Origin of the sequence: Pseudomonas cucumis, assembly GCF_030687935.1 — a bacterium.
Lineage (GTDB): Bacteria > Pseudomonadota > Gammaproteobacteria > Pseudomonadales > Pseudomonadaceae > Aquipseudomonas > Aquipseudomonas cucumis.
Genome location: NZ_CP117454.1, coordinates 3,256,821 through 3,275,802 on the forward strand (window position 1 = coordinate 3,256,821; position 18,982 = coordinate 3,275,802).

General features: G+C 57.6%; 20 protein-coding genes. 16 read left to right on the forward strand and 4 right to left on the reverse strand.

All coding sequences use genetic code 11. The features are described from left to right. The first annotated feature begins 35 nt into the window (after positions 1-35). The 3 genes from fliB (at position 36) to PSH97_RS14850 (ending at position 3,111) form a co-directional block, all read left to right on the forward strand. Positions 36-1,211, forward strand: coding sequence for a flagellin lysine-N-methylase (fliB, locus tag PSH97_RS14840; protein ID WP_305445542.1), 1,176 nt, complete (start codon positions 36-38; stop codon positions 1,209-1,211). A 202-nt stretch (positions 1,212-1,413) separates the two neighbouring features. Continuing rightward, positions 1,414-2,178, forward strand: coding sequence for a substrate-binding periplasmic protein (locus PSH97_RS14845; RefSeq protein ID WP_305449805.1), 765 nt, complete (start codon positions 1,414-1,416; stop codon positions 2,176-2,178). Between the two features lie 150 nt (positions 2,179-2,328). Next, on the forward strand, positions 2,329-3,111 hold the full coding sequence (locus PSH97_RS14850) for a helix-turn-helix domain-containing protein (protein WP_305445544.1): 783 nt from the start codon (positions 2,329-2,331) through the stop codon (positions 3,109-3,111). On the opposite strand, the gene PSH97_RS14855 is transcribed toward PSH97_RS14850, so the two are convergent. Then, complete coding sequence (locus PSH97_RS14855; RefSeq protein ID WP_305449806.1) at positions 3,106-3,750, reverse strand: LysE family translocator; 645 nt, start codon at positions 3,748-3,750, stop codon at positions 3,106-3,108. The genes PSH97_RS14850 and PSH97_RS14855 overlap by 6 nt on opposite strands. Continuing rightward, positions 3,737-5,044, reverse strand: coding sequence for a hypothetical protein (locus tag PSH97_RS14860; RefSeq protein WP_305445546.1), 1,308 nt, complete (start codon positions 5,042-5,044; stop codon positions 3,737-3,739). The genes PSH97_RS14855 and PSH97_RS14860 overlap by 14 nt, the downstream gene beginning before the upstream one ends. 256 nt (positions 5,045-5,300) lie before the next feature. Between PSH97_RS14860 and PSH97_RS14865 the strand changes: the two genes are divergently transcribed. Together PSH97_RS14865 and PSH97_RS14870 are read left to right on the forward strand one after the other, a co-directional pair. Further along, entirely contained in the window at positions 5,301-5,684 is a 384-nt protein-coding gene (locus tag PSH97_RS14865; protein ID WP_305445548.1) for a CesT family type III secretion system chaperone, read from the forward strand. Further along, on the forward strand, positions 5,681-6,841 hold the full coding sequence (locus PSH97_RS14870; protein ID WP_305445550.1) for a T3SS effector HopA1 family protein: 1,161 nt from the start codon (positions 5,681-5,683) through the stop codon (positions 6,839-6,841). The genes PSH97_RS14865 and PSH97_RS14870 overlap by 4 nt, the downstream gene beginning before the upstream one ends. A gap of 189 nt (positions 6,842-7,030) precedes the next feature. On the opposite strand, the gene PSH97_RS14875 is transcribed toward PSH97_RS14870, so the two are convergent. Together PSH97_RS14875 and PSH97_RS14880 are read right to left on the reverse strand one after the other, a co-directional pair. Further along, complete coding sequence (locus tag PSH97_RS14875) at positions 7,031-7,609, reverse strand: GNAT family N-acetyltransferase (RefSeq protein ID WP_305445552.1); 579 nt, start codon at positions 7,607-7,609, stop codon at positions 7,031-7,033. Then, complete coding sequence (locus PSH97_RS14880; protein WP_305445554.1) at positions 7,606-8,157, reverse strand: RNA polymerase sigma factor; 552 nt, start codon at positions 8,155-8,157, stop codon at positions 7,606-7,608. Before PSH97_RS14880 ends, PSH97_RS14875 begins: the two co-directional genes overlap by 4 nt. A gap of 277 nt (positions 8,158-8,434) precedes the next feature. Between PSH97_RS14880 and sctW the strand changes: the two genes are divergently transcribed. From sctW to sctU, 11 genes are read left to right on the forward strand one after another with little or no spacing between them, the layout of a single operon-like run. Further along, positions 8,435-9,544 carry a type III secretion system gatekeeper subunit SctW gene (gene sctW, locus PSH97_RS14885; RefSeq protein ID WP_305445555.1) on the forward strand — a complete coding sequence of 370 codons (1,110 nt, stop codon included), beginning with the start codon at positions 8,435-8,437 and terminating at the stop codon, positions 9,542-9,544. Further along, on the forward strand, positions 9,544-11,637 hold the full coding sequence (sctV, locus tag PSH97_RS14890; protein ID WP_305445556.1) for a type III secretion system export apparatus subunit SctV: 2,094 nt from the start codon (positions 9,544-9,546) through the stop codon (positions 11,635-11,637). The genes sctW and sctV overlap by 1 nt, the downstream gene beginning before the upstream one ends. An 11-nt stretch (positions 11,638-11,648) precedes the next feature. Continuing rightward, entirely contained in the window at positions 11,649-12,617 is a 969-nt protein-coding gene (locus PSH97_RS14895; RefSeq protein WP_305445557.1) for an FHA domain-containing protein, read from the forward strand. Continuing rightward, complete coding sequence (sctN, locus tag PSH97_RS14900) at positions 12,617-13,972, forward strand: type III secretion system ATPase SctN (protein ID WP_305445558.1); 1,356 nt, start codon at positions 12,617-12,619, stop codon at positions 13,970-13,972. Before PSH97_RS14895 ends, sctN begins: the two co-directional genes overlap by 1 nt. Continuing rightward, a complete protein-coding gene (locus tag PSH97_RS14905; RefSeq protein WP_305445559.1) occupies positions 13,959-14,420 on the forward strand; it encodes a type III secretion protein in 462 nt (153 codons plus the stop codon). The genes sctN and PSH97_RS14905 overlap by 14 nt, the downstream gene beginning before the upstream one ends. Then, entirely contained in the window at positions 14,417-14,950 is a 534-nt protein-coding gene (locus PSH97_RS14910) for a type III secretion system HrpP C-terminal domain-containing protein (protein WP_305445561.1), read from the forward strand. Before PSH97_RS14905 ends, PSH97_RS14910 begins: the two co-directional genes overlap by 4 nt. A gap of 1 nt (position 14,951) precedes the next feature. Continuing rightward, positions 14,952-16,007, forward strand: a complete 1,056-nt coding sequence (locus PSH97_RS14915; protein WP_305445563.1) for a FliM/FliN family flagellar motor switch protein — start codon at positions 14,952-14,954, stop codon at positions 16,005-16,007. Beyond that, a complete protein-coding gene (sctR, locus tag PSH97_RS14920; RefSeq protein ID WP_305445564.1) occupies positions 16,004-16,657 on the forward strand; it encodes a type III secretion system export apparatus subunit SctR in 654 nt (217 codons plus the stop codon). The genes PSH97_RS14915 and sctR overlap by 4 nt, the downstream gene beginning before the upstream one ends. Before the next feature lie 33 nt (positions 16,658-16,690). Then, positions 16,691-16,951 (forward strand): type III secretion system export apparatus subunit SctS, encoded by a 261-nt coding sequence (gene sctS, locus PSH97_RS14925; protein WP_305445565.1) that lies wholly within the window; start codon positions 16,691-16,693, stop codon positions 16,949-16,951. A 1-nt stretch (position 16,952) separates the two neighbouring features. Beyond that, on the forward strand, positions 16,953-17,753 hold the full coding sequence (sctT, locus tag PSH97_RS14930; protein ID WP_305445566.1) for a type III secretion system export apparatus subunit SctT: 801 nt from the start codon (positions 16,953-16,955) through the stop codon (positions 17,751-17,753). Between the two features lie 33 nt (positions 17,754-17,786). Then, positions 17,787-18,878 (forward strand): type III secretion system export apparatus subunit SctU, encoded by a 1,092-nt coding sequence (sctU, locus tag PSH97_RS14935; RefSeq protein ID WP_305445567.1) that lies wholly within the window; start codon positions 17,787-17,789, stop codon positions 18,876-18,878. Positions 18,879-18,982 lie beyond the last annotated feature (104 nt).

Genomic DNA, 18,982 nt, shown 5'->3' on the forward strand with positions numbered 1-18,982 from the left:
AGTCTGCAACGAACCTTGACCGCTGGAGATTGTGCATGGGGATTCAGTCCATCAGGACTTTCAGGCATGTGCAGCAGTTCACATGCCTGGCCGAACGCTGCGAAGACAACTGCTGCAAAGGCGACTGGCGCATCGCGGTCAGCGATCGCAGTCAGGACTTGTACAGCCGAACCTACCCTGAACTCTTGAACCTGATCGTCAAAGACGATTCGGGCTATCAAATGAGCAGGGCTGGCGGTCAGTGTGGAGCGCTTCAGGGCGGACGTTGCCAGATCCATGCGCAGCAGGGCGAACAGGTACTCACCGATACCTGTGCCAATTACCCGCGCATGTATCGCCGGATCAATGGCGCGCTGGTGAAGTCTGCGACCATGAGCTGCCCGGAAATCGCACGTCTGGGGCTGTTTGGTGACGACCCTTACCAAATCGTTGAAAGCCACCAGGACGACTTCCACCTTTACGGGGCAAGCAACCAGGCGTTTCCTGGCATGGACTCGTCTCAATGGCGTTCAGTGATCGGCTTTCTTCTGCAAATGGCGCTGTCCACGCAAATGTCCACCGGACAGGTATTGCTGCGCCTGCATTGGATCGCCACCAGGCTGGCAGCGCTGCCCCATGCCTGTTGGACCGAAGAGTTACCACTTGAGGCGGCAGAATATGAGCCCCCAATAGCCAGCAGTGAGGAGATCATTGCAGACCCGTTGCTAATCGTGCTGATGAACATCCTGAATGCATCGGGTGTGCCGCAGGCCCTGCGGCAACAAATACTCTGCGCCTCGGCCATCGAGCCCGGGGAAACGCCGGTGCAGGCTCAATGGACGCTCAAGCTCGCCTATCGTAACCTTTACCGGGAAAAGGCTCACGGCACGCTCGAACCGATCCTGAAGCGTTTCATAGCTGCCGAAATGACTCGCACAGGTTTCCCGTTCATTTCCAGTACCAGTGCCGGGCTTGATTACGGCGTAAGCCTTACCGAATGGGCGAACACTCTGGCCATTCGGACCTTGACCTTGCGCTATTTGTTGCTTGCTCATTGTGATGCGGACACACAACAGGCACTAGACCCGCAAAAAACAGTCGATCTGGTTTATCGATTTTGCCGGGCGGCTAGCCATAACGCTGTCACGGCAGCCGAGAGGACTTTGCGTCATGCGATCAGCGAGAGGGGCGCATCGTATTTGGGCGCGCTGATCGCACAAATAGAGGTTTGAAGGAGTAATAGGCGCCCCTCCCGGAAGGCGCTGCTTGCGCATAACACATTCACCTATGGGAGGGTGCGTCTGGCCTCAAAGTCTGCGTAGAATAACCACGCCGATACCGAATTCGATAACACAAAACGGCCGGCAGACTCATCACCCCCGTGATTAACACTACTGGTGAATTGTGGCTCTTCCAATGCCTGAGATGCCAACCATGAGCGGGAGCTCACGGTTATCAAATGCCTATACAACGGCACTTTGCAGGTTTTGTCTGGCGGTATCGCTGCTGATGGCCTGCCACGCGGGTGGCGAGCCATCGCCGCTGGAACTGTACATCCCGGACGCGCCGCCACTGACGCTTGTCGATAGCTCCCAAGGCCACGGAATAGTCGGAGAAGTCGTTCTGACAGCCATTGCCAACGCCGGCTATATCGCTCATATCCATGTGCTTCCCTGGGCGAGGTCGCAGAAACACGTCAGCGAGAAGCAGGATATCCTGATCACCCCGTTATCACGCACGCCGGAACGTGAAGATCGCTTCACCTGGATCGCATCGGTCATGCCCATGGAGCGAGCCTTCTTCAGCATCGACCGGCCAGTGAGCAGCTTCGAACAAGCGAAAAAAACCTACCGGGTGATCGGCGTCGGCCTCGGTAGTGCGCAGGAGGAAATCCTCCGTGCACAAGGCTTCAGCGACGAGCAGATCCATCCGCTGACCATTGGCGACAACCCCGCACAGATGCTCTTGAAAGGTCGCCTTGATGCCTGGTTCAACGGTGTTCCCGAGAGTCAATACATCTGGCCGAAGATGTCTGAACGCAAGCTGTTCATGAGCCCGGTCATGAGCAGAGCAGAGCTCTATCTGGCCTGCTCGAAACAATGCTCCGCTCAACTGGTGCAAGACTTGCGCAAGGCGGTTGAAACGCTTCGCGATGATGGCACCCTGGCTCGCATACAACAGCTCTATTTGCCTCAATAAAGGTACGTGTCAGTTCTTGATGGAGGCTCGCGCGACGCTGTAACGAACAATAATGTTCATAACAGCGTGAAATGTGCCGTCTTGTGCAATCCATTACAGGCCGTATCATTTGTCCATTGACCGCGCTTCTGCAAAACATAAAGGGACACTATGACACTCGTGATGGAACACGTATCGAATCACTCCTTTGCAGAGTTCTCGAAGATGTACGCCGCCGGGACCCACTACCCCAAGCATACTCATGAGGAATATGTGATTAGCGCCAATTTGACGGGCCATGAAAGGATCTGGTTCGATGGAAAGTCACAAGAAGTGGGGCCCAATCAGATTACGCTCTACAATCCCCTGACCATACAATCATCCGAGTTTTGTCCAACGGGCACTCACTTTATGAGCATTCATCTCGATGCCCGGCAGGTGCGAACTGTTTTGGCAGAAAACGATGCCTTGGGCAACCGGGACCAGCCGATCTTCCATGAAGGGGTCATTACCGATAGCGCGCTCTTGAGCGCCATCAGGGAATTCGAAAAAGCGCCGCAGCCCGACGAACAAGAGGAACGGCTCGTCCGCTTACTCATCGAGATGACGCGCTTTCAAAGCAAGCCTGATATTTCCATCATGCCAGCCAAGCTGTCTCGCCTGATCGAATACATGAGGGAAAATCTGCAGGAAAACATCAGCCTCGAACATCTTTGCCGCGAAGCCAACATTTCCAAGTTTCACTTGGTCAGAGCCTTCAAAAAGACAACGAATTTACCCCCGATGCAATACTTCAAGCAGTTGAAATTAATCGAGGGAAGACGGCGATTGCGCAAAGGGGAAACGCCTCTGAAGATTGCCATGGATCTCGGCTTTTATGACCAAGGCCACTTTTGCAATGCCTTTCGCAAGGTCATGGGCGTTTCCCCTGTCAGGTATACCTCGATGCTATAGCGTTGAGCGGCCAACGATGAACTCTGCATAGCCGCTATAAATGACGTAGACGGCGAAGTAGGCGAAGATTAGGGCGGAAGCCAACTGTGAAAATTTAAGCATCTTTTTACCCATCATCTTTCCGCCTTGATAGGCCAGCGTGCAAAGGACCATCGTCCACACCACACCCGCAGCGAAAAAGCCCGAAAGGAATAACCCCGCGCTGACAGCATCTGACCCCTGGCGGGCGATAATGGCTCCCCCCACTGCCGCGAACCACAAAATGGCACTGGGGGAAGACATGGCCAGGAACATGCCACGGGAAAATAGAGAAAGGTTACTGATGCCCCCTTCCGTTTCTACCTCAGCCGTCTCTGACTGCACTCTCAGGGTCGAGATAAGCATCTTCGCACTCAGATAGCACAATACCGCTGAGCCTCCGATCCAAAGCACCCACCTGACAACCTCGAACTGCAGCAACACCGCCATGCCTGCCATCGCCAAAATTGCGTAGATCAAATCCCCCACACAGGTTCCGATTCCAAGCCAGACGCCCTGCGAAAAACCTCTTTGAATGACAAGCGTGATCATTGCCATGTTGGCGAGGCCTATGTCCAGGCAGAGCGACAGACTTAACAAAAATCCGTTATTGAACTCCACTGTCATTGCCCTCGGTCAGCGCCTGATGGTAACCGAGAGCCATGTCACAGATGTCCATTCCGTAGAGCAGGTCCTCCCCGGAGTTCTCGAGTAAATGAGGGCTATATCGCGAGATGAATTGTTTGAATGTGTCGGCATCTGCATTCAGCACGTTGTTGAGCAGCACTTGTGCAACGTAGACCATACCGGCATGAAAACGATGGAGATCAACCCGCATCCGGGCCCCCTCTTTGACAACTACGGCACACTCTTCCAGCAGACGAAGTTGAATATAGGCGGCCCCGGCGTCTGGAAAGAGAGCTGGACCACGCCTGAGGTATCTGAGGAGCTCCAGCATGTAAACCCGTGCGGCTTTTGCAGGATCCAGTCCAAGCCGCGCAACAACCTCGGGGTCTTGAGAAACAAGGTATCCAAAAACATCGGCGACGGCCTCTTGTACAACCATCGACCCCCAACGATCGCATCGGCTCAAAGCCGCGTAGTCGGTCTCCTTCAATACGATCGAATGGCCAAGGTCATGTCCTCGAAACCAGGCAATCAAATACTCATCAACTTCCTCCAGAGCAGGAAGCTGTTCGGCGGTCCAGCCAAACAGAGAAATTTGCTGCAGAGAAATATGCTCATAGAGACTTTTGTAGGTATTGGCGAAGACAACCGTTCTCTTGACTGACGAGTGTTTGACACCGTGATCTTCCGGAAGAAAGTAGGCAAAATGCTTAGGAAATGAATTGGCTTCACCCGCAATACCAAACAGGTCGATGATTTTATAAGAGCAACCTGGAACTGTTCGCAGCGATGAACCCAACTGTTCGTTTATCCTCAGGAGACTTTCTTGAAAATGCCCATCAATGATATCGGACACTCGCTGAAGCCGTGCATTGGGGGTTCCAAAGAAAGCCGAGTAGAAAAGGCTTCTGGTTTTACCGAGCCAGGTCGTCAACCCTCCCACGTAACCGACAACTTCCTTTTCATTGAGGCCTGCCAATAAGGGCCCCATGGCCCGATTGGAGTCAGGGCTGGTCAACCCCTCGGCCGCATAAGCAAGCATTCGGCTTGAATCATCATCCTGCACAAAGCCAGACGCAGAACTCAGGTGATTCGCAATGGTTTTTTTGATACTTTCACGCAAAGGTTTGCCGGCATCCCCAAGAGACTGGAGGCTACGAAGCGCATTAACCATGGACAGTATACGCCCCAACAAATTCAGCACATCTTTATTAAGGGAGTTAGGCTGACTTAGTTCAACCATACGAATAAAATGCTGCTGGCGACGCGGCCAAAATAGATCACTCATCAGTTGCCTTCCGAAAAAAAGAGGCCAAATGAAAACAAGAATGACTTATGATGTATTGGAAAAAATTGCTGTGCCGAATTAAACAACATTAAATGCTCAGGATGCATAATTAATAGATGCACCCCGACTCGAAAATAAACAGCCATCCGCGTTATGAGCGCAATGTTTCCCCAACATTTGGGGATCCTATATTGATGGAACTGACAGCACCCGCCATACCACTTAGGCCTTATCTCCATAACGTACGGATTCAGGCGTGAGTGACCTCTTCTACAAAACCTTGCTCAAAGATCTTTCCACCACCCTTGACATGCAGCCCTTGGCTTTCGATGACCGAGGGATGTGCGATCTGATCGTCAATGGCGACTATCCGCTGAAGCTGGCGTGCAATGACCCTCACCAGCGCCTGTTGCTGATCGGTCTGCTCGAAACGCCAAAAGGCCTGCCCCTGCAGCGCTTGCTCGGTGGCGCACTCAACCCCCTCGTCAGCGCCGGTCCCGGGCTCGGCTGGGACGCCGGCAGCGGTTTGTATTTTGCCTACCAAAGCATCGCCCGGGAAAAGCTCAGTGTAGCGGTCTTGATGCGCGAAATCGCGACGCTGTGCGACTGGATCAAAGGCTGGCGCGAGGCTCGTATATGAACCCTGTGCAATCACGCTTCACCAGTGTCGAGGCGCTGAAAGATTCGAATGTCGATGTTCGGGCGCTCAAGGCCCATGGCCGGATCGAGGTCAACGGCAAGCACTATGAAATCCGTGCCGCGGCGGATGGCCAGATCAGTGTGCTACGCCCGGACAAGCAAGCCGCCGTGGACAAGTTCTTCAAAAGTGCCAGCCACCTCCTCGGTGGACAGAGCCAGAGCTCGCGGATTGCCCAGACGCTCAACGAGAAAGCGGCCGAGGCACAGCCGCAGGTTACGCGCCAACTGGCTGGACGCCTCAATCTGCGACAGATCAACCTGGAGCAAGGCCAGAGCAGCTCCGCGACGAGCCGTGTCGCGATCAAGGACGGCGAGATTCCCGACGGCAAGAAAACCTTTGCCAGCCTGCTCACCTGGGCGAAAAAAGCACAAAAGCTCAAACAACCCATGCGAGAGACTATTTACGAGCTTTTCAAGAACGACGCACCCAAGACCAAGCCGATGGCGCCCGACGCGCAGAAAGCCTACATGGCGGGGTTGAAAAAGCTTGAACGCACGGACGGGATCGAACTGTACCCCCAAGGGCTGGACGGCATGAGCAAGCAATACCGCCTCCTCGGTGTCTATATGGACCAGCATCCTCGTGCAGGCAAGGACTTCTACCGAATCGTGCCTGAACCCGCACGTCGCCAAGCGGAGGGCGAAGACGAAGGACGGCTGACCATCGGTGTCGAACCGCGTTATGCTGGCGAATTGGCAAAGGCCATGACAACACTGATCAAGAGTGAGAACAGCATCCTCAGTGGAAAAATAGCCGGCCCCGAAATATTCGGCCAAAGAACCGATTCCGCCATTCTCTATGTCCGCAGCGATTACGCCGGGACCCAGGAGTTGGGCCGTAAACTAAAGAGCATGTTGCCAGCGCAGGCCTTCATCGACCATACCCCCGCCAGCATGCAGTCAGCGGGCAAAGGCCTGGCCTATGCCGAAACGGTCCAGGGTGACTCGACCAGTCATGGCCTGTCACGAGCCGACATCATCACAACAGCGCTGAGCGATCGCAGCAGTGGCTCGCTGGAGAAAAAGCTGAAAACCACGCTCGCCGCGAAAGGGTATAACCCGGACAACCCGGCTTTCAGGCTGACACCTGCGCAGTGACGCTCAAGCTCAAATGGATGGCATTGGCAGGCGCCCAATGCCATCTCCTGTGACACAAGTTCCGCATTCAACCGAAAATCCCCTGTGGGAGCGGGCTTGCCCGCGAAGAGGCCAGTTCACTCAACATCCAGTTGGCTGACACACCGCCTTCGCGAGCAAGCCCGCTCCCACAGGTTGATCTGGCTCCTATCAAGCGTCTTGATTGACCAGTGGCGCCGGGTTCGAGAGCTCTTCATAGAGCGGCAAGCCAAAGAGCAGAACATCCGCACGGGTTTCACCGAATCGGGCGATGTTCGGCAGGCGTGCCCAGAGACGTGCTCCGATGGCCTGAACGATGTGCTGGCTCGGCGTGTTCGCGCCCATGATCCATGACACTACCGTTTCCAGACCATATTGCCTGGCCAGAATCACCGAGGCCTGGCCCAAGCGTACCCCCACTCCCCGACCGTAATGGTCAGCGCGCACATAAATGGCGGCTTCACCCGTGTTGCGACACGCCTGGGTCCCCCAACTGAACCGGTTGATCGATAACCAACCGACCACTTCGCCACCTCGCTCGATGACATACACCGGCAAACCGTCGTTCTTGTACAGGTTGATATAAAAGGTGACCTCTTCCAGGGTCATGGGTCGGGTCACCGGGGAATTGGCCCCCGTGTCCGCCGTCTCGTTGAAGATCGCCATCATGGCGGGAAGATCCGCATCAGTGGATTCGCGTACACCACGTGGCAAGACTTGCTGAGGTACCCCTTGCTTCAGGCTGCTCATGAGTATACGGCTCCTGCAAAAACGCTGGCCTTCAACTGCTCGCGAGCACGGGATAAGCGCGAACGCACGGTACCGATCGGGACCCCTAGACTGTCCGCCGCATCCTGATAGCTGATATCGGTTTCAACCACCAGATTCATGACGTTACGCATGTCTTCCGACAATTCACCGATGGCCTTCAGCGTACGGCTGAGGATGCGCTGATGATCACTCACGTGGCTTGGGTCATGTCCGTGTTCAAGGTTGTCGGCACCTGACTCCTCCAGTTCGCTGCAGGGTGGCTGGCTGTACATGCATTTGAAGTGGTTGCGCACCAGATTCATGGCAATGCCGAACAACCAGGTTTCCGGTTTCGAGGCCCCAATGAACTTGTGCTGGTTACGCAATGCTTCCAGATAAGTCATTTGCATCAAATCATCGACATCGGCTGCGTTGAATACCCGTTGAGTAATAAAGCTGCGCAACTTGCGCTCACTGTTTCTTGCCAACGCCCCAACATCCAGATGTATCGAGCCCATCACGTCAGGCTGAACGCTGCTTAGTTCCATAATAAATCCCTCGCTTCATGCAAATGAAATGGCCAACATGGCGAGAGAGATAGAGCAGCTTATGTACCAGTCCTTATAAAATTTTAACTAACTGATTTCATTGGATATTTATAAGTCAAAAATGGCACTACCGTGCCATTTGTTGCATTAAATATACAAATCCAATGCAATTTTTTGCACAACCCTTGAAACAAAAAATAGTAAAACGCAAAGGGAACCCAACGCTGGAAAGTGCCACACAGAACACACCTAGACTCTTTCATGGCGTTCCTTATTTATGAAAATCGGCGCTTATAACGACACGCCTGCAATACCGGATTTCATTCCTGCGCCCGCCCCCAAGGTTGAACGCGTGGAGGTCCCCAGAAACCCGTTGCTGGACTCCATGGAAGAAATCGGTATGAAGTTCAGCGAGAGTGTCGAACGGCACTCCAAGCGTATCGACGAACGTCACGTCCAGACCTCACAGGCGCCGAACCGCCTGGAGAGAATCGAGAAGCTGACCGAGCTCTATCGACTGCTCGATCATCCGGACCAACCGAGCCTGGAACAGCAGGCTCGGCGCATGCAGATGCTGCTGCAACAGCAACCCTCGATGCAGGCGATGCTGGCACTGACTCAGGATGATCCGGCACGCACCGACATCGTTTTGCAGCAAACCCTGCGCCTGGCAACCGCCAGTGGCGACGATAAAGAAATCGCTGACGTACAGACGGCTATCGAAGAATTGCGAGCGTTGCACGGCGACAAGATTCGCGCCGGGCTGAACACCGCTAGCGCCATCGCTTTGTTCAGTCAGGACGCCGACCAGCGCAAGATCATTCGTCAGCTCTATTACAAAGCCATCGTCGGCCAGCAACCGCTGTCCATTCTGCTGGAGTCACTGTTTGAGCGCTTCAATGAAGAACAATTTCCCCGGGTGCTGCGCACCTTGCAACGGGCGCTGGCCGACGACATCGCGGCCATGGCGCCGTCATTGCCCGGCGCGGCGTTGCGTTCGATGTTGCGCGGCTTGGGCGCCTCCAGCCAGTTGAGCAATATGCTGCAAATCTGTCGCGAGCTGCTGGAGCGACTCGCGCAGAAGAACGCTACCGGCAAGATGACCACCCTGCAGTTGGCCCGGCGGATCGTGCGGTTCTGCGGCAATGGTTTCTTTGCCCGTGACCTTTCCTCCCTGACCGAAGAAACCGTCGGCCGCGATCAGCGCCTGCAACCGATTTTCCTCAATGGCTTGTTGTCATTGTTACAGCGTTTGCCCTTGCCGGTATGGAAAGACAACAAGACCCGGCAGAACTGCCTGCGGTTGATGCTGGGGTTGATGGACGAGGTATCCCGACATGAACGCAAAACACTTGGGCTTGCCGATGGACAGGGGCAGCCCAAGTGATGAACAAGCTAATATCCTGGCTCAACCGACTGGCCATTTCGGCGATGCGCCGTACCGAAATCGTCGGCGCGTTCATGGTCATGGCCATCGTCTTCATGATGATTCTGCCCTTGCCCACCGGTCTGGTGGATGTGCTGATCGCGCTGAACATCTGCATCTCGTCCTTGCTGATTGTGCTGGCCATGTACTTGCCGCGGCCACTGGCGTTTTCGACGTTCCCGGCCGTGTTGCTGCTGACCACCATGTTTCGCCTGGCCCTGTCCATCGCCACCACGCGCCTGATCCTGCTGCAACAGGACGCCGGGCATATCGTCGAGGCATTCGGCAGCTTTGTGGTCGGCGGCAACCTGGCGGTCGGTCTGGTGATTTTCCTGATTCTGACCATCGTCAACTTCTTGGTTATCACCAAGGGTTCGGAGCGTGTGGCGGAAGTGGCTGCGCGCTTTACCCTGGACGCGATGCCCGGCAAACAAATGTCCATCGACAGTGACCTGCGCGGCGGGCTGATCGATGTCCGCGAGGCCCGCCAGCGACGCGAACAGTTGACCAAGGAGAGTCAATTGTTCGGGGCCATGGACGGTGCGATGAAATTCGTCAAGGGCGATGCCATCGCCGGCCTGATCATCGTGTTCATCAACCTGATTGGCGGCTTCTCGATCGGTGTGTTGCAGAACGGCATGGAGCCGGCGGATTCGATGCACCTGTATTCGGTGTTGACCATCGGTGACGGCTTGATCGCGCAAATCCCCGCCCTGCTGATTTCCCTGACCGCGGGCATGATCATCACCCGGGTGGCCCCCGACAGTCAGTCCCTGGACCTGAATATCGGCCGCGAAATCGCCGAGCAGTTGACCAGCCAACCCAAGGCCTGGGTCATTTCCTCGGTGGGGATGCTCGGCTTTGCGGCCATCCCCGGCATGCCCAGCCTGGTGTTCATCACCATCAGCATGCTGTGCCTGGCCAGTGGTTTGATCCAACTGTTGCGCGCCAGCCATAAAAACACCCAACAGGCCAACGCCGGAGAAGAGCGACTCAAGAACCCTGAGCTGAATGGCCGTGAAGACATCCGCCGTTTCAACCCGTCACGGGCCTATCTGCTGCGCTTCCACGCCAGTCATCAGGGTAGCCGCGAAGTCGAGCAATTGATCCAGACTATCCGCCAACGGCGCAACACCCTGGTTCATCGTTTTGGCCTGACCCTGCCCTCGTTCGACATTGAGTTCGACGAGCAGCAAAAAACCGACGAATTTCTGTTCAGCGTGTATGAAGTGCCGCTTATCCGCGCCAGTTTCGCCACGCAAAAACTGGCCGTGGATTATCGCCTGGTCAATGACGACGATGGCGGCGAACCCGGTTTGCCCGAGCGCGATGAAAGCCAATGGTTCTGGTTCGATCCTGAGCATCCCGTTCTGCTGCGCGATGAAGTCGAAGGGGCCAGTTGCGAGGCGTTGATTCTTGAACGGATGAACCGCGCGTTCCAGTCCACGGGGCCGCAATTTATCGGGTTGCAGGAAACCAAGGCGATTATCGGCTGGCTCGAAAGCGAGCAACCCGAACTCGCCCAGGAACTACAACGCACCCTGCCCCTGGCACGCTTCTCGGCGGTGCTGCAGCGGCTTTCGTCCGAGCTGGTTTCCCTGCGCGCGGTGCGCCTGATCGCTGAGACATTGATCGAGCAAGGCCAGCATGAACGCGATCTGAGCACCTTGACCGATTACGTGCGCATCGCCCTCAAGGCCCAGATCTGCCACCAGCATAGCGAAAGCGGGGTCATGCACGCCTGGCTGGTGACACCGGAAACCGAGGTGCTGCTACGCGACGCGCTGCGCCAGACCCAGAGCGAATCCTATTTCGCCCTCGAACAGGAACTGGCCGGCGCCTTCGTCGAGCAACTGCGCGAAGCCTTTCCATTGCGGGCCCGACCGGCGCCAGTGCTGCTGGTTGCCCAGGATTTGCGCAGCCCGATGCGCAGCCTGCTGCAGGATGATTTCAATCATGTTCCGGTCTTGTCCTTCGTCGAGCTGCTTTCGACGGTGCAGGTCAATGTCCTGGGACGCATCGACCTGGAAGAGGCGCAGGCCTTGATGGCCTGATGGAGCACACCATGCTGTATGAATTGCGCGTATTAACCGGTTTGCATCGTGGCGCGGCACTGCCCTTGTCCGGCGCCGAGTGGAGCATCGGTTCGTCAAGCGACGCCGACCTTGCTCTCTACGATACCGGGATCAAACACCGCCACTGCCTGCTGCGGCTGGTTGACAGCACCTGGTCGCTGACCGGTCAGGAAGGCGTGGTCACCGACAACGAGGGGCACCGCGTCGAGGCGATTTCGACCTTGCAACCCGATACCCCCTTTGCCTTGAACGGCGTCTGGCTCTCGGTGGTCAGCGCCAACACCGACTGGCCGGAAGACGAGACAGTCACCGCCGAGCAAGCACCTGCTGACAAGCCTTCGATCGTCAGTGAACAACCGGACGGTTCCCAAGAGCAGCCAGAACTGCTGTCCATGAACGCCCAACGGGATGAAACAGCACACCCGCAGCCGCGCCGTCAGCCACCCTCACTGATCGCTTCAGTGTTGATGATCAGCGGTCTGGCGCTGTTTCTCGGGATCCTGCTGTGGGCATTCAACCGCCAGGCACCGGTCCCCGCCGCACCGCCACCGGCCACCAAAGTTAAGCTGGCCGATGCACAGGAAGTGCGCAAAGTCGTCCTGAAAATGCTGCAACAGCGAGACCTGCAAAACCGCATCACCTTGACCGAAGAACCGGGAAAAATCCTCCTGCATGGCAACTTCGCCGAAGACGACTTGCTGCAGCTGACCGAACGGATGCTGCTGCGTTTCGAACGTCAGTATCAAAGCCCGATCCGGGTCCAGAGTGCCCTGCCGGTCGCTACACCGATCCTGCCGTTTACCGTGGCCCAGATCAGCAATGGCCGACTGGCCCATATCGTCACGAACGATGGGCGCCGCTTGTTCCTCGGTGATGAGGTCGACGGGATGCGTCTGGTGGAGATCAACGATCACCGGGTGATTTTCGAGGGTGATCGCCGAGTCGAGTTGAGCTGGTGATGCGTGAAGCTTTCGAGCGTTTGGAAGACTGGGCGCAGGGCGAGCGCGAACGCCTGCAACGAGCGGCTCCAGTGGAGGTTCACGGGCGTATCTGCGCGGTCAGCGGGATTCTCCTGCACAGCCAGATCCCCAGGGCCCGGATGGGCGATCTATGCGAAATCCGCCGGGCCGACGGCAGTCTGGTCATGGCTGAAATCGTCGGTTTCGACCGCCAGAACACCTTGCTCGCGGCCCTTGGCCCGCTTGACGGCATTGCCATTGGCGCGGCGGTGAAACCGTTGTTCCAGCCCCACAGTCTGTGTGTCGACGACGGTCTGCTCGGCGCGGTGCTCGACGGTTTTGGACGCAACCTGGATGGCGACGGCCCCAGTGCGTTCGCCGATGCCGGCACACCGGGCGCCATCCCGGTGATTCGCGATGCCCCGGCCGCGACCGCCCGTCCACGAATAGAGATGCCGCTGCCCACCGGGCTGCGCAGCATCGACGGGATGCTGACCCTCGGCGAAGGACAACGGGTCGGGGTGTTCGCCGGCGCCGGTTGCGGCAAGACCACCCTGCTCGCCGAACTGGCGCGCAATACCCCATGCGATGCAATCGTGTTCGGCCTGATCGGTGAGCGCGGACGGGAGTTGCGTGAATTTCTCGATCATGAACTCGACGAGCAGTTGCGCAGCCGCACCGTGTTGGTCTGCTCGACATCCGACCGCAGCAGCATGGAGCGAGCCCGGGCCGCCTTCACCGCCACCGCGATTGCCGAAGGTTTTCGTGAACAAGGCAAATCGGTGCTGCTGATCGTCGACTCGCTGACGCGTTTCGCTCGCGCCCAGCGCGAAATCGGCCTGGCCAGCGGTGAGCCCAGCGGTCGCAGCGGATTACCACCCTCGGTGTACAGCCTGCTGCCACGCCTGGTCGAACGGGCCGGACGAACCCACGACGGAGCGATCACCGCCCTGTATTCGGTGCTGATCGAACAGGACAGCATGAACGATCCGATTGCCGACGAAGTCCGCTCGCTGCTCGATGGCCACATCGTTCTCTCCAGAAGGCTCGCCGAAAGCGGCCATTACCCGGCGGTCGATATCCTCGCCAGTCTCAGCCGCACGATGAGCGGTGTGGTGGGAACCGAACAGGTCAGAAGCGCCACCCAGATACGCAAATTAATGGCCGCGTATCAACAAGTGGAAATGCTCCTCAAGCTCGGTGAGTACCAACCGGGTCATGACCCTTTGACCGATTGTGCGGTGGACTCGCGCTCCGCCATCAATGACTTCCTGCAACAGTCACTGCGCGAACCGGTGTCCTTCGAGGACACCCTCGATCATCTTGCTCAGGTAACCGCCAATGTCCCACTCTGATGCAGACCAAGACGACTGCCCTGCCGGCAATTTCGCGATGATTGGCCAAACCGTCGACATGCTGGAGCCTATTCGTCGGCAACGTTTGAGGCTTGCCGAACAGGCCTGGCGCCGTCAGCGCCAGGTACTCGACGAGATGCGCGTCCGGCTCGACAGCTTGAGCAGCGAAACCCTGCGCTTGCGCACGATCCATAGCCAGCGACGCCTCGAGTTGCTCGAACAGTATCGCGACAAACCGATGCCGCTGACGGAACTCAAAGATTCCCTTGCCGAGGAACAACTGTCGCTGCGCAGGATCGAGCGCAGCGAACAGGCACGCATCGCGCTGCAAAAGGAACACGACCAACAATCGCTCTGGGCTGAAGAAAGTCGCCTTGAAGTCAACCGTCGACTGCGCGATGTGGAAAAGCTCGATTACTTGCTCGATCTTGCCCGGGAGGCGTCATGAACCACGCTCACGCCTCGACCAAAACGGCCAACACACGCCCTCAGGAAACACCTGGCCGCAACGAGTTCCCCAGAACCGCGCACCCGTCCGAGCCTGTGAGCGAGATCCGCCACGACGGTGAAGTCTTCGAGACGCTGATCAGCCCCGATCTCGGCTGGTTCTCCCCGGCACTTGGCGGATTCACCGGCGAAGGGTCTTCCCAGGGCTTCGCCGGCAGCACGCCATCGTTCGAACCGGAGTCTGGCGCCGCGACCTATAGCGCTCCGTTGTGGGATGCCCTCACACAACATATCGACGAACAACCACCGCTCGCCGATGACCTGCCCATCGAGGCTGTTTTCGAACTGCCGAACCTCGGCGAAGTCGCGGTACAGGTCATGCGCCAGGGCAATGTCATGGATATCGCCCTGCGTTTTGCCCAGGGCGATGCCTGGACGCGCTGCCGGGAAAACCAGGAATCCAGCCGCCGACTGTTGAGCCAGCGTCTCGGGCGGCGAGTCAAGCTGTCATTCGAACTGAAGGACCGTTGAGATGACCGTTCAAGCACTCAGGCTGCGGCCGATGAAAAGCGATGAAGCCCAGGTGCGCAGACGTTTGGGTAAAGGCCTGACGCTGGACTTTCAGCTGGAAGCGGCCCGGGGCACGTTGAGCGTACACCTGCTCGACACTGGCCCCCGGTCGATCACCGGCAACGTCATGGCCAGCGGCTGCGGCCCCTTGTTGTTGAGCGATGCGGAAGCCTTGCTCAGCCTGATATCCAGTTGCCCGGCGATGCTGTCGGAAAGCGACCGCAACCCGGAGGACAGCGCCTGGTATTGGCAGATCTATAACCAGTACCTGAGCCCCGAATTGCAGGCGCTGTTCATTCATCTGGAACCTGCGCAAACGCCCCTCGATGACGGCCTGGAATGTTTGCTGGAAGCGCGCATCAACGACGTGCGGATTTGCAGTCAGCTACGACTGGCGCCGACCACCTTGCTGCGGCTGCTCGATCGAGGCAACTGGCGCCCACCGCTGTCAGTCCCGGACAGTGACCTGCCCCTCTGCATCCCCTTCCTGCTGGGTCGTACCCACATGAGTGCAGCGGCCCTTCGCTCCTTGCGCCAGGGCGACATCGTATTCCCCGAGCAAGCACTTTTTGCCCCGGACGGGCAAGGCCCCCTGCAAATCGGTGGCTGCCGCCTGAGTCTACAAATGGAGAGTACCAACCCTCCGCGTTTCATTGTCACCGAACTGGAAGAAACCGCCATGAATGCACCGCTCGATTACCTCAACCCTCCCAGCCTTGACTCCATGAACGCCCTTGAAGGTTTGCCCGATCTGGACACCTCCGCCCTCGGACAAACTCTCGCCAGCGCAGACCGCTTCGCCGACCTGCCGCTGGCGTTGACCCTGCGCATGGGCAGCGTCTCACTCAAGCTATCGGAACTGCGGACTCTGGCCATCGGCTCGGTACTGACCGTGGAGGGCAGCACCGTGGGCAATGCCATGCTGTGCCATGGCGAACGACCTTTGGCTCATGGCGAATTGGTGGATGTGGAGGGGCGTCTGGGTCTGCAGATTACACGCCTGGAACAACTGCGATGAGTCAGGGACAAATCGATCCGATGATGCTCGCCTTGTTTCTCGGCGGGCTCTCGATGGTGCCGTTGCTGATGGTGATCTGCACCGCGTTCCTGAAGATTTCCATGGTGCTGCTGATCACCCGCAACGCCATCGGGGTGCAACAGGTGCCACCGAACATGGCGCTATATGGCATCGCGCTGGCGGCGACCCTGTTTGTCATGGCCCCGGTGTTCAACGAGATGGGGCAACGCTTCAAGCAATTGCCGGAACGTCATGAAACATTGGTGCAAATGCAGGACTCTGCCAGCCAGGTCGTCGAGCCGTTGCGGCTGTTCATGTCGCGCAACGTCGATCCCGACATTCAGACCCACCTGTTGGAAAACACCCAGCGTATGTGGCCGGCGGAGATGGCGGCCAAGGCCAGTCGTGAGGACATTCTGGTGATCGTCCCGGCGTTCGTGCTCTCGGAGTTGCAGGCCGGTTTTCAGATCGGTTTTTTGATCTATATCCCATTCATCGTCATCGACTTGATCGTCTCCAATATCCTGCTGGCCCTGGGCATGCAAATGGTCGCGCCCATGACAATTTCCCTGCCCCTGAAAATCCTTCTGTTCGTTCTGGTGGACGGCTGGACGCGCCTGCTTGACGGTCTGTTCTACAGCTACCTGTAACCGCCCGCCTGCCCCCGAAAAATCGAGGCACTTATGGAAATCCTGAACCTGTTCAAACAGGCCATGCTGCTGGTGGTCGTGCTCTCGGCGCCGCCGCTGATCGTGGCAGTGATTGTCGGCATCGTCACATCGTTGCTGCAAGCGGTGCTGCAGTTGCAGGACCAGACGCTGCCGTTCGCCATCAAACTGGTCGCGGTCGGCATCGCCCTGGCTCTGACCGGGCGCTGGATCGGCGTCGAGTTGATGCAATTGACCCTACTGGCGTTCGGCATGATTGCGCAGACCGGGCACTGACATGTTCGAGCACGCCATCAGTCTGTTGTCCGACTCTGTCATTGCCCTGACCCTTGGCATGGCGCGGATCTACCCTTGCCTGCTGCTGGTTCCGGCGTTTTCCTTTCGCGAACTCAAAGGCATGCAGCGCAACGGCATCGTTCTGGCGCTGGCCCTGATGCCCATGCCGGGGATCCGCGCCACGCTGGTCGGGGTTGAATTCCATTGGCTGAACCTTTGTGGCCTGGCACTCAAGGAAGCGGTACTCGGCATGCTGCTGGGAGTTCTGCTGGCCATGCCGTTCTGGCTGTTCGAATCCATTGGCTGCCTGTTCGACAACCAGCGCGGCGCCCTGATCGGTGGACAGATCAACCCGGCACTCGGCGATAACACCTCTGAACTCGGATTCATGTTCAAGCAAGTGCTGATCATGCTGTTGATCCTCGGTGCAGGCCTTTCCAGTCTCACCCAAGTGCTGTGGGACAGTTACAGCGTGTGGCCGGCGACCCAATGGATGCCGATACCCGCGGCCGATGGATTCGTTGTTTACCTGAGCCTGATCGCGAGCATTTTCCGCTTCATGGTGCTCTACGCCGCGCCCTTGGTCGGCCTGCTGCTGCTGATCGAATTCGGCATGGCGATTCTCAGTCTGTACAGCCCGCAACTGCAAGTCTCTACCCTGGCGATGCCGGCCAAGAGCCTGGCCGGGCTGGCGTTCCTGGTGCTGTACCTGCCGATGCTGTCGCTCCTTGCCGAAGGTCGGCTCGATGCCTTGGGCGATCTGCGCCATACCCTGCCATTGCTGCTGAACCCGCGGCCCTGATGCCTTGAAAAACACACTTGCCAGGAGCCATCGATGAGCGAAAAAACAGAAAAACCGACCCAGAAAAAACTCAACGACGCGCGCAAGAAAGGCCAGATCGGGCAAAGCCAGGATGTTCACAAACTCTTGATCTTCGGTGCCCTGATCGAGCTGATTTTCACCCTTGCCGAAAGCGGCATGGATAAGCTCAAAGGCCTGATGGCCGTACCCTTCGGCCAACTGGGCATGCCTTTCCAGACCGCGCTCAAGGAGATGTTCATCAAGGCCAGCATCGACCTTCTGCTGTTCATGCTGCCGGCGCTGGGCCTGGCGGTGATCATGCGGGTCATCGGCGGCTGGTCGCAATTCGGTATCCTCTTCGCGCCAGAGGCCCTGAAACTGGATTTCGACCGGCTCAACCCGATCAATCAGTTCAAGCAGATGTTCTCGGCCAAACAACTGTTCAACCTGTTCAATAGCCTGAGCAAAGCGGTGCTGATCACCTGCGTGCTGTATGCGCTGTTGCCGCCCGCCGTGGAGGACTTGATCGGGCTGGCCAACACCGATCTGGATACGTACTGGCGCGCCATGATCGACATGTTCTCGCGACTTTCACGAATCTGCCTGGGCGTTTTGCTGGTGCTGGCGGCACTTGATTTCGGGCTGCAAAAATACTTCTTCCTCAAGGGCCAGCGCATGAGCCACGAGGACATCCGCAAGGAGCACAAGGATTCCGAAGGCGACCCGCACATGAAGTCGCACCGCCGTTCCATGGGCCGCGAACTCACTCAGGGCGGCGCCGCGCCCGCTCCGAAAAAGGCCCCGGTGGAAGACGCCGACATGCTGTTGGTCAACCCCACGCACTACGCCGTGGCGCTGTTCTACCGGCCTGAGGAAACCGCCCTGCCGCGCATCATCTGCAAGGGCCAGGATGCTGATGCCCGTGACCTGATCGAGCGTGCCCGCGAGGCCGGTGTGCCGGTCATACGCTTCGTCTGGCTGGCCCGCACCCTGTATCGCAGTGAGGTCGGCCGCTTCATCCCGCGCGAAACCCTGCAAGCGGTGGCCCAGGCTTATCGCCTGTTGCGCGAACTGGATGAGCACGCTGCTGACGACATCATCGAAATGACCGACAGCCTGAACTGAGCTCTGCCCCTCGATATCCAGCCTTTATTCGCCATCGCCGTGGAACCGGCGGATGCGGCCAGCCACTCACCGGACTGAATACATCCCTAATGTTCGCCCAGGAC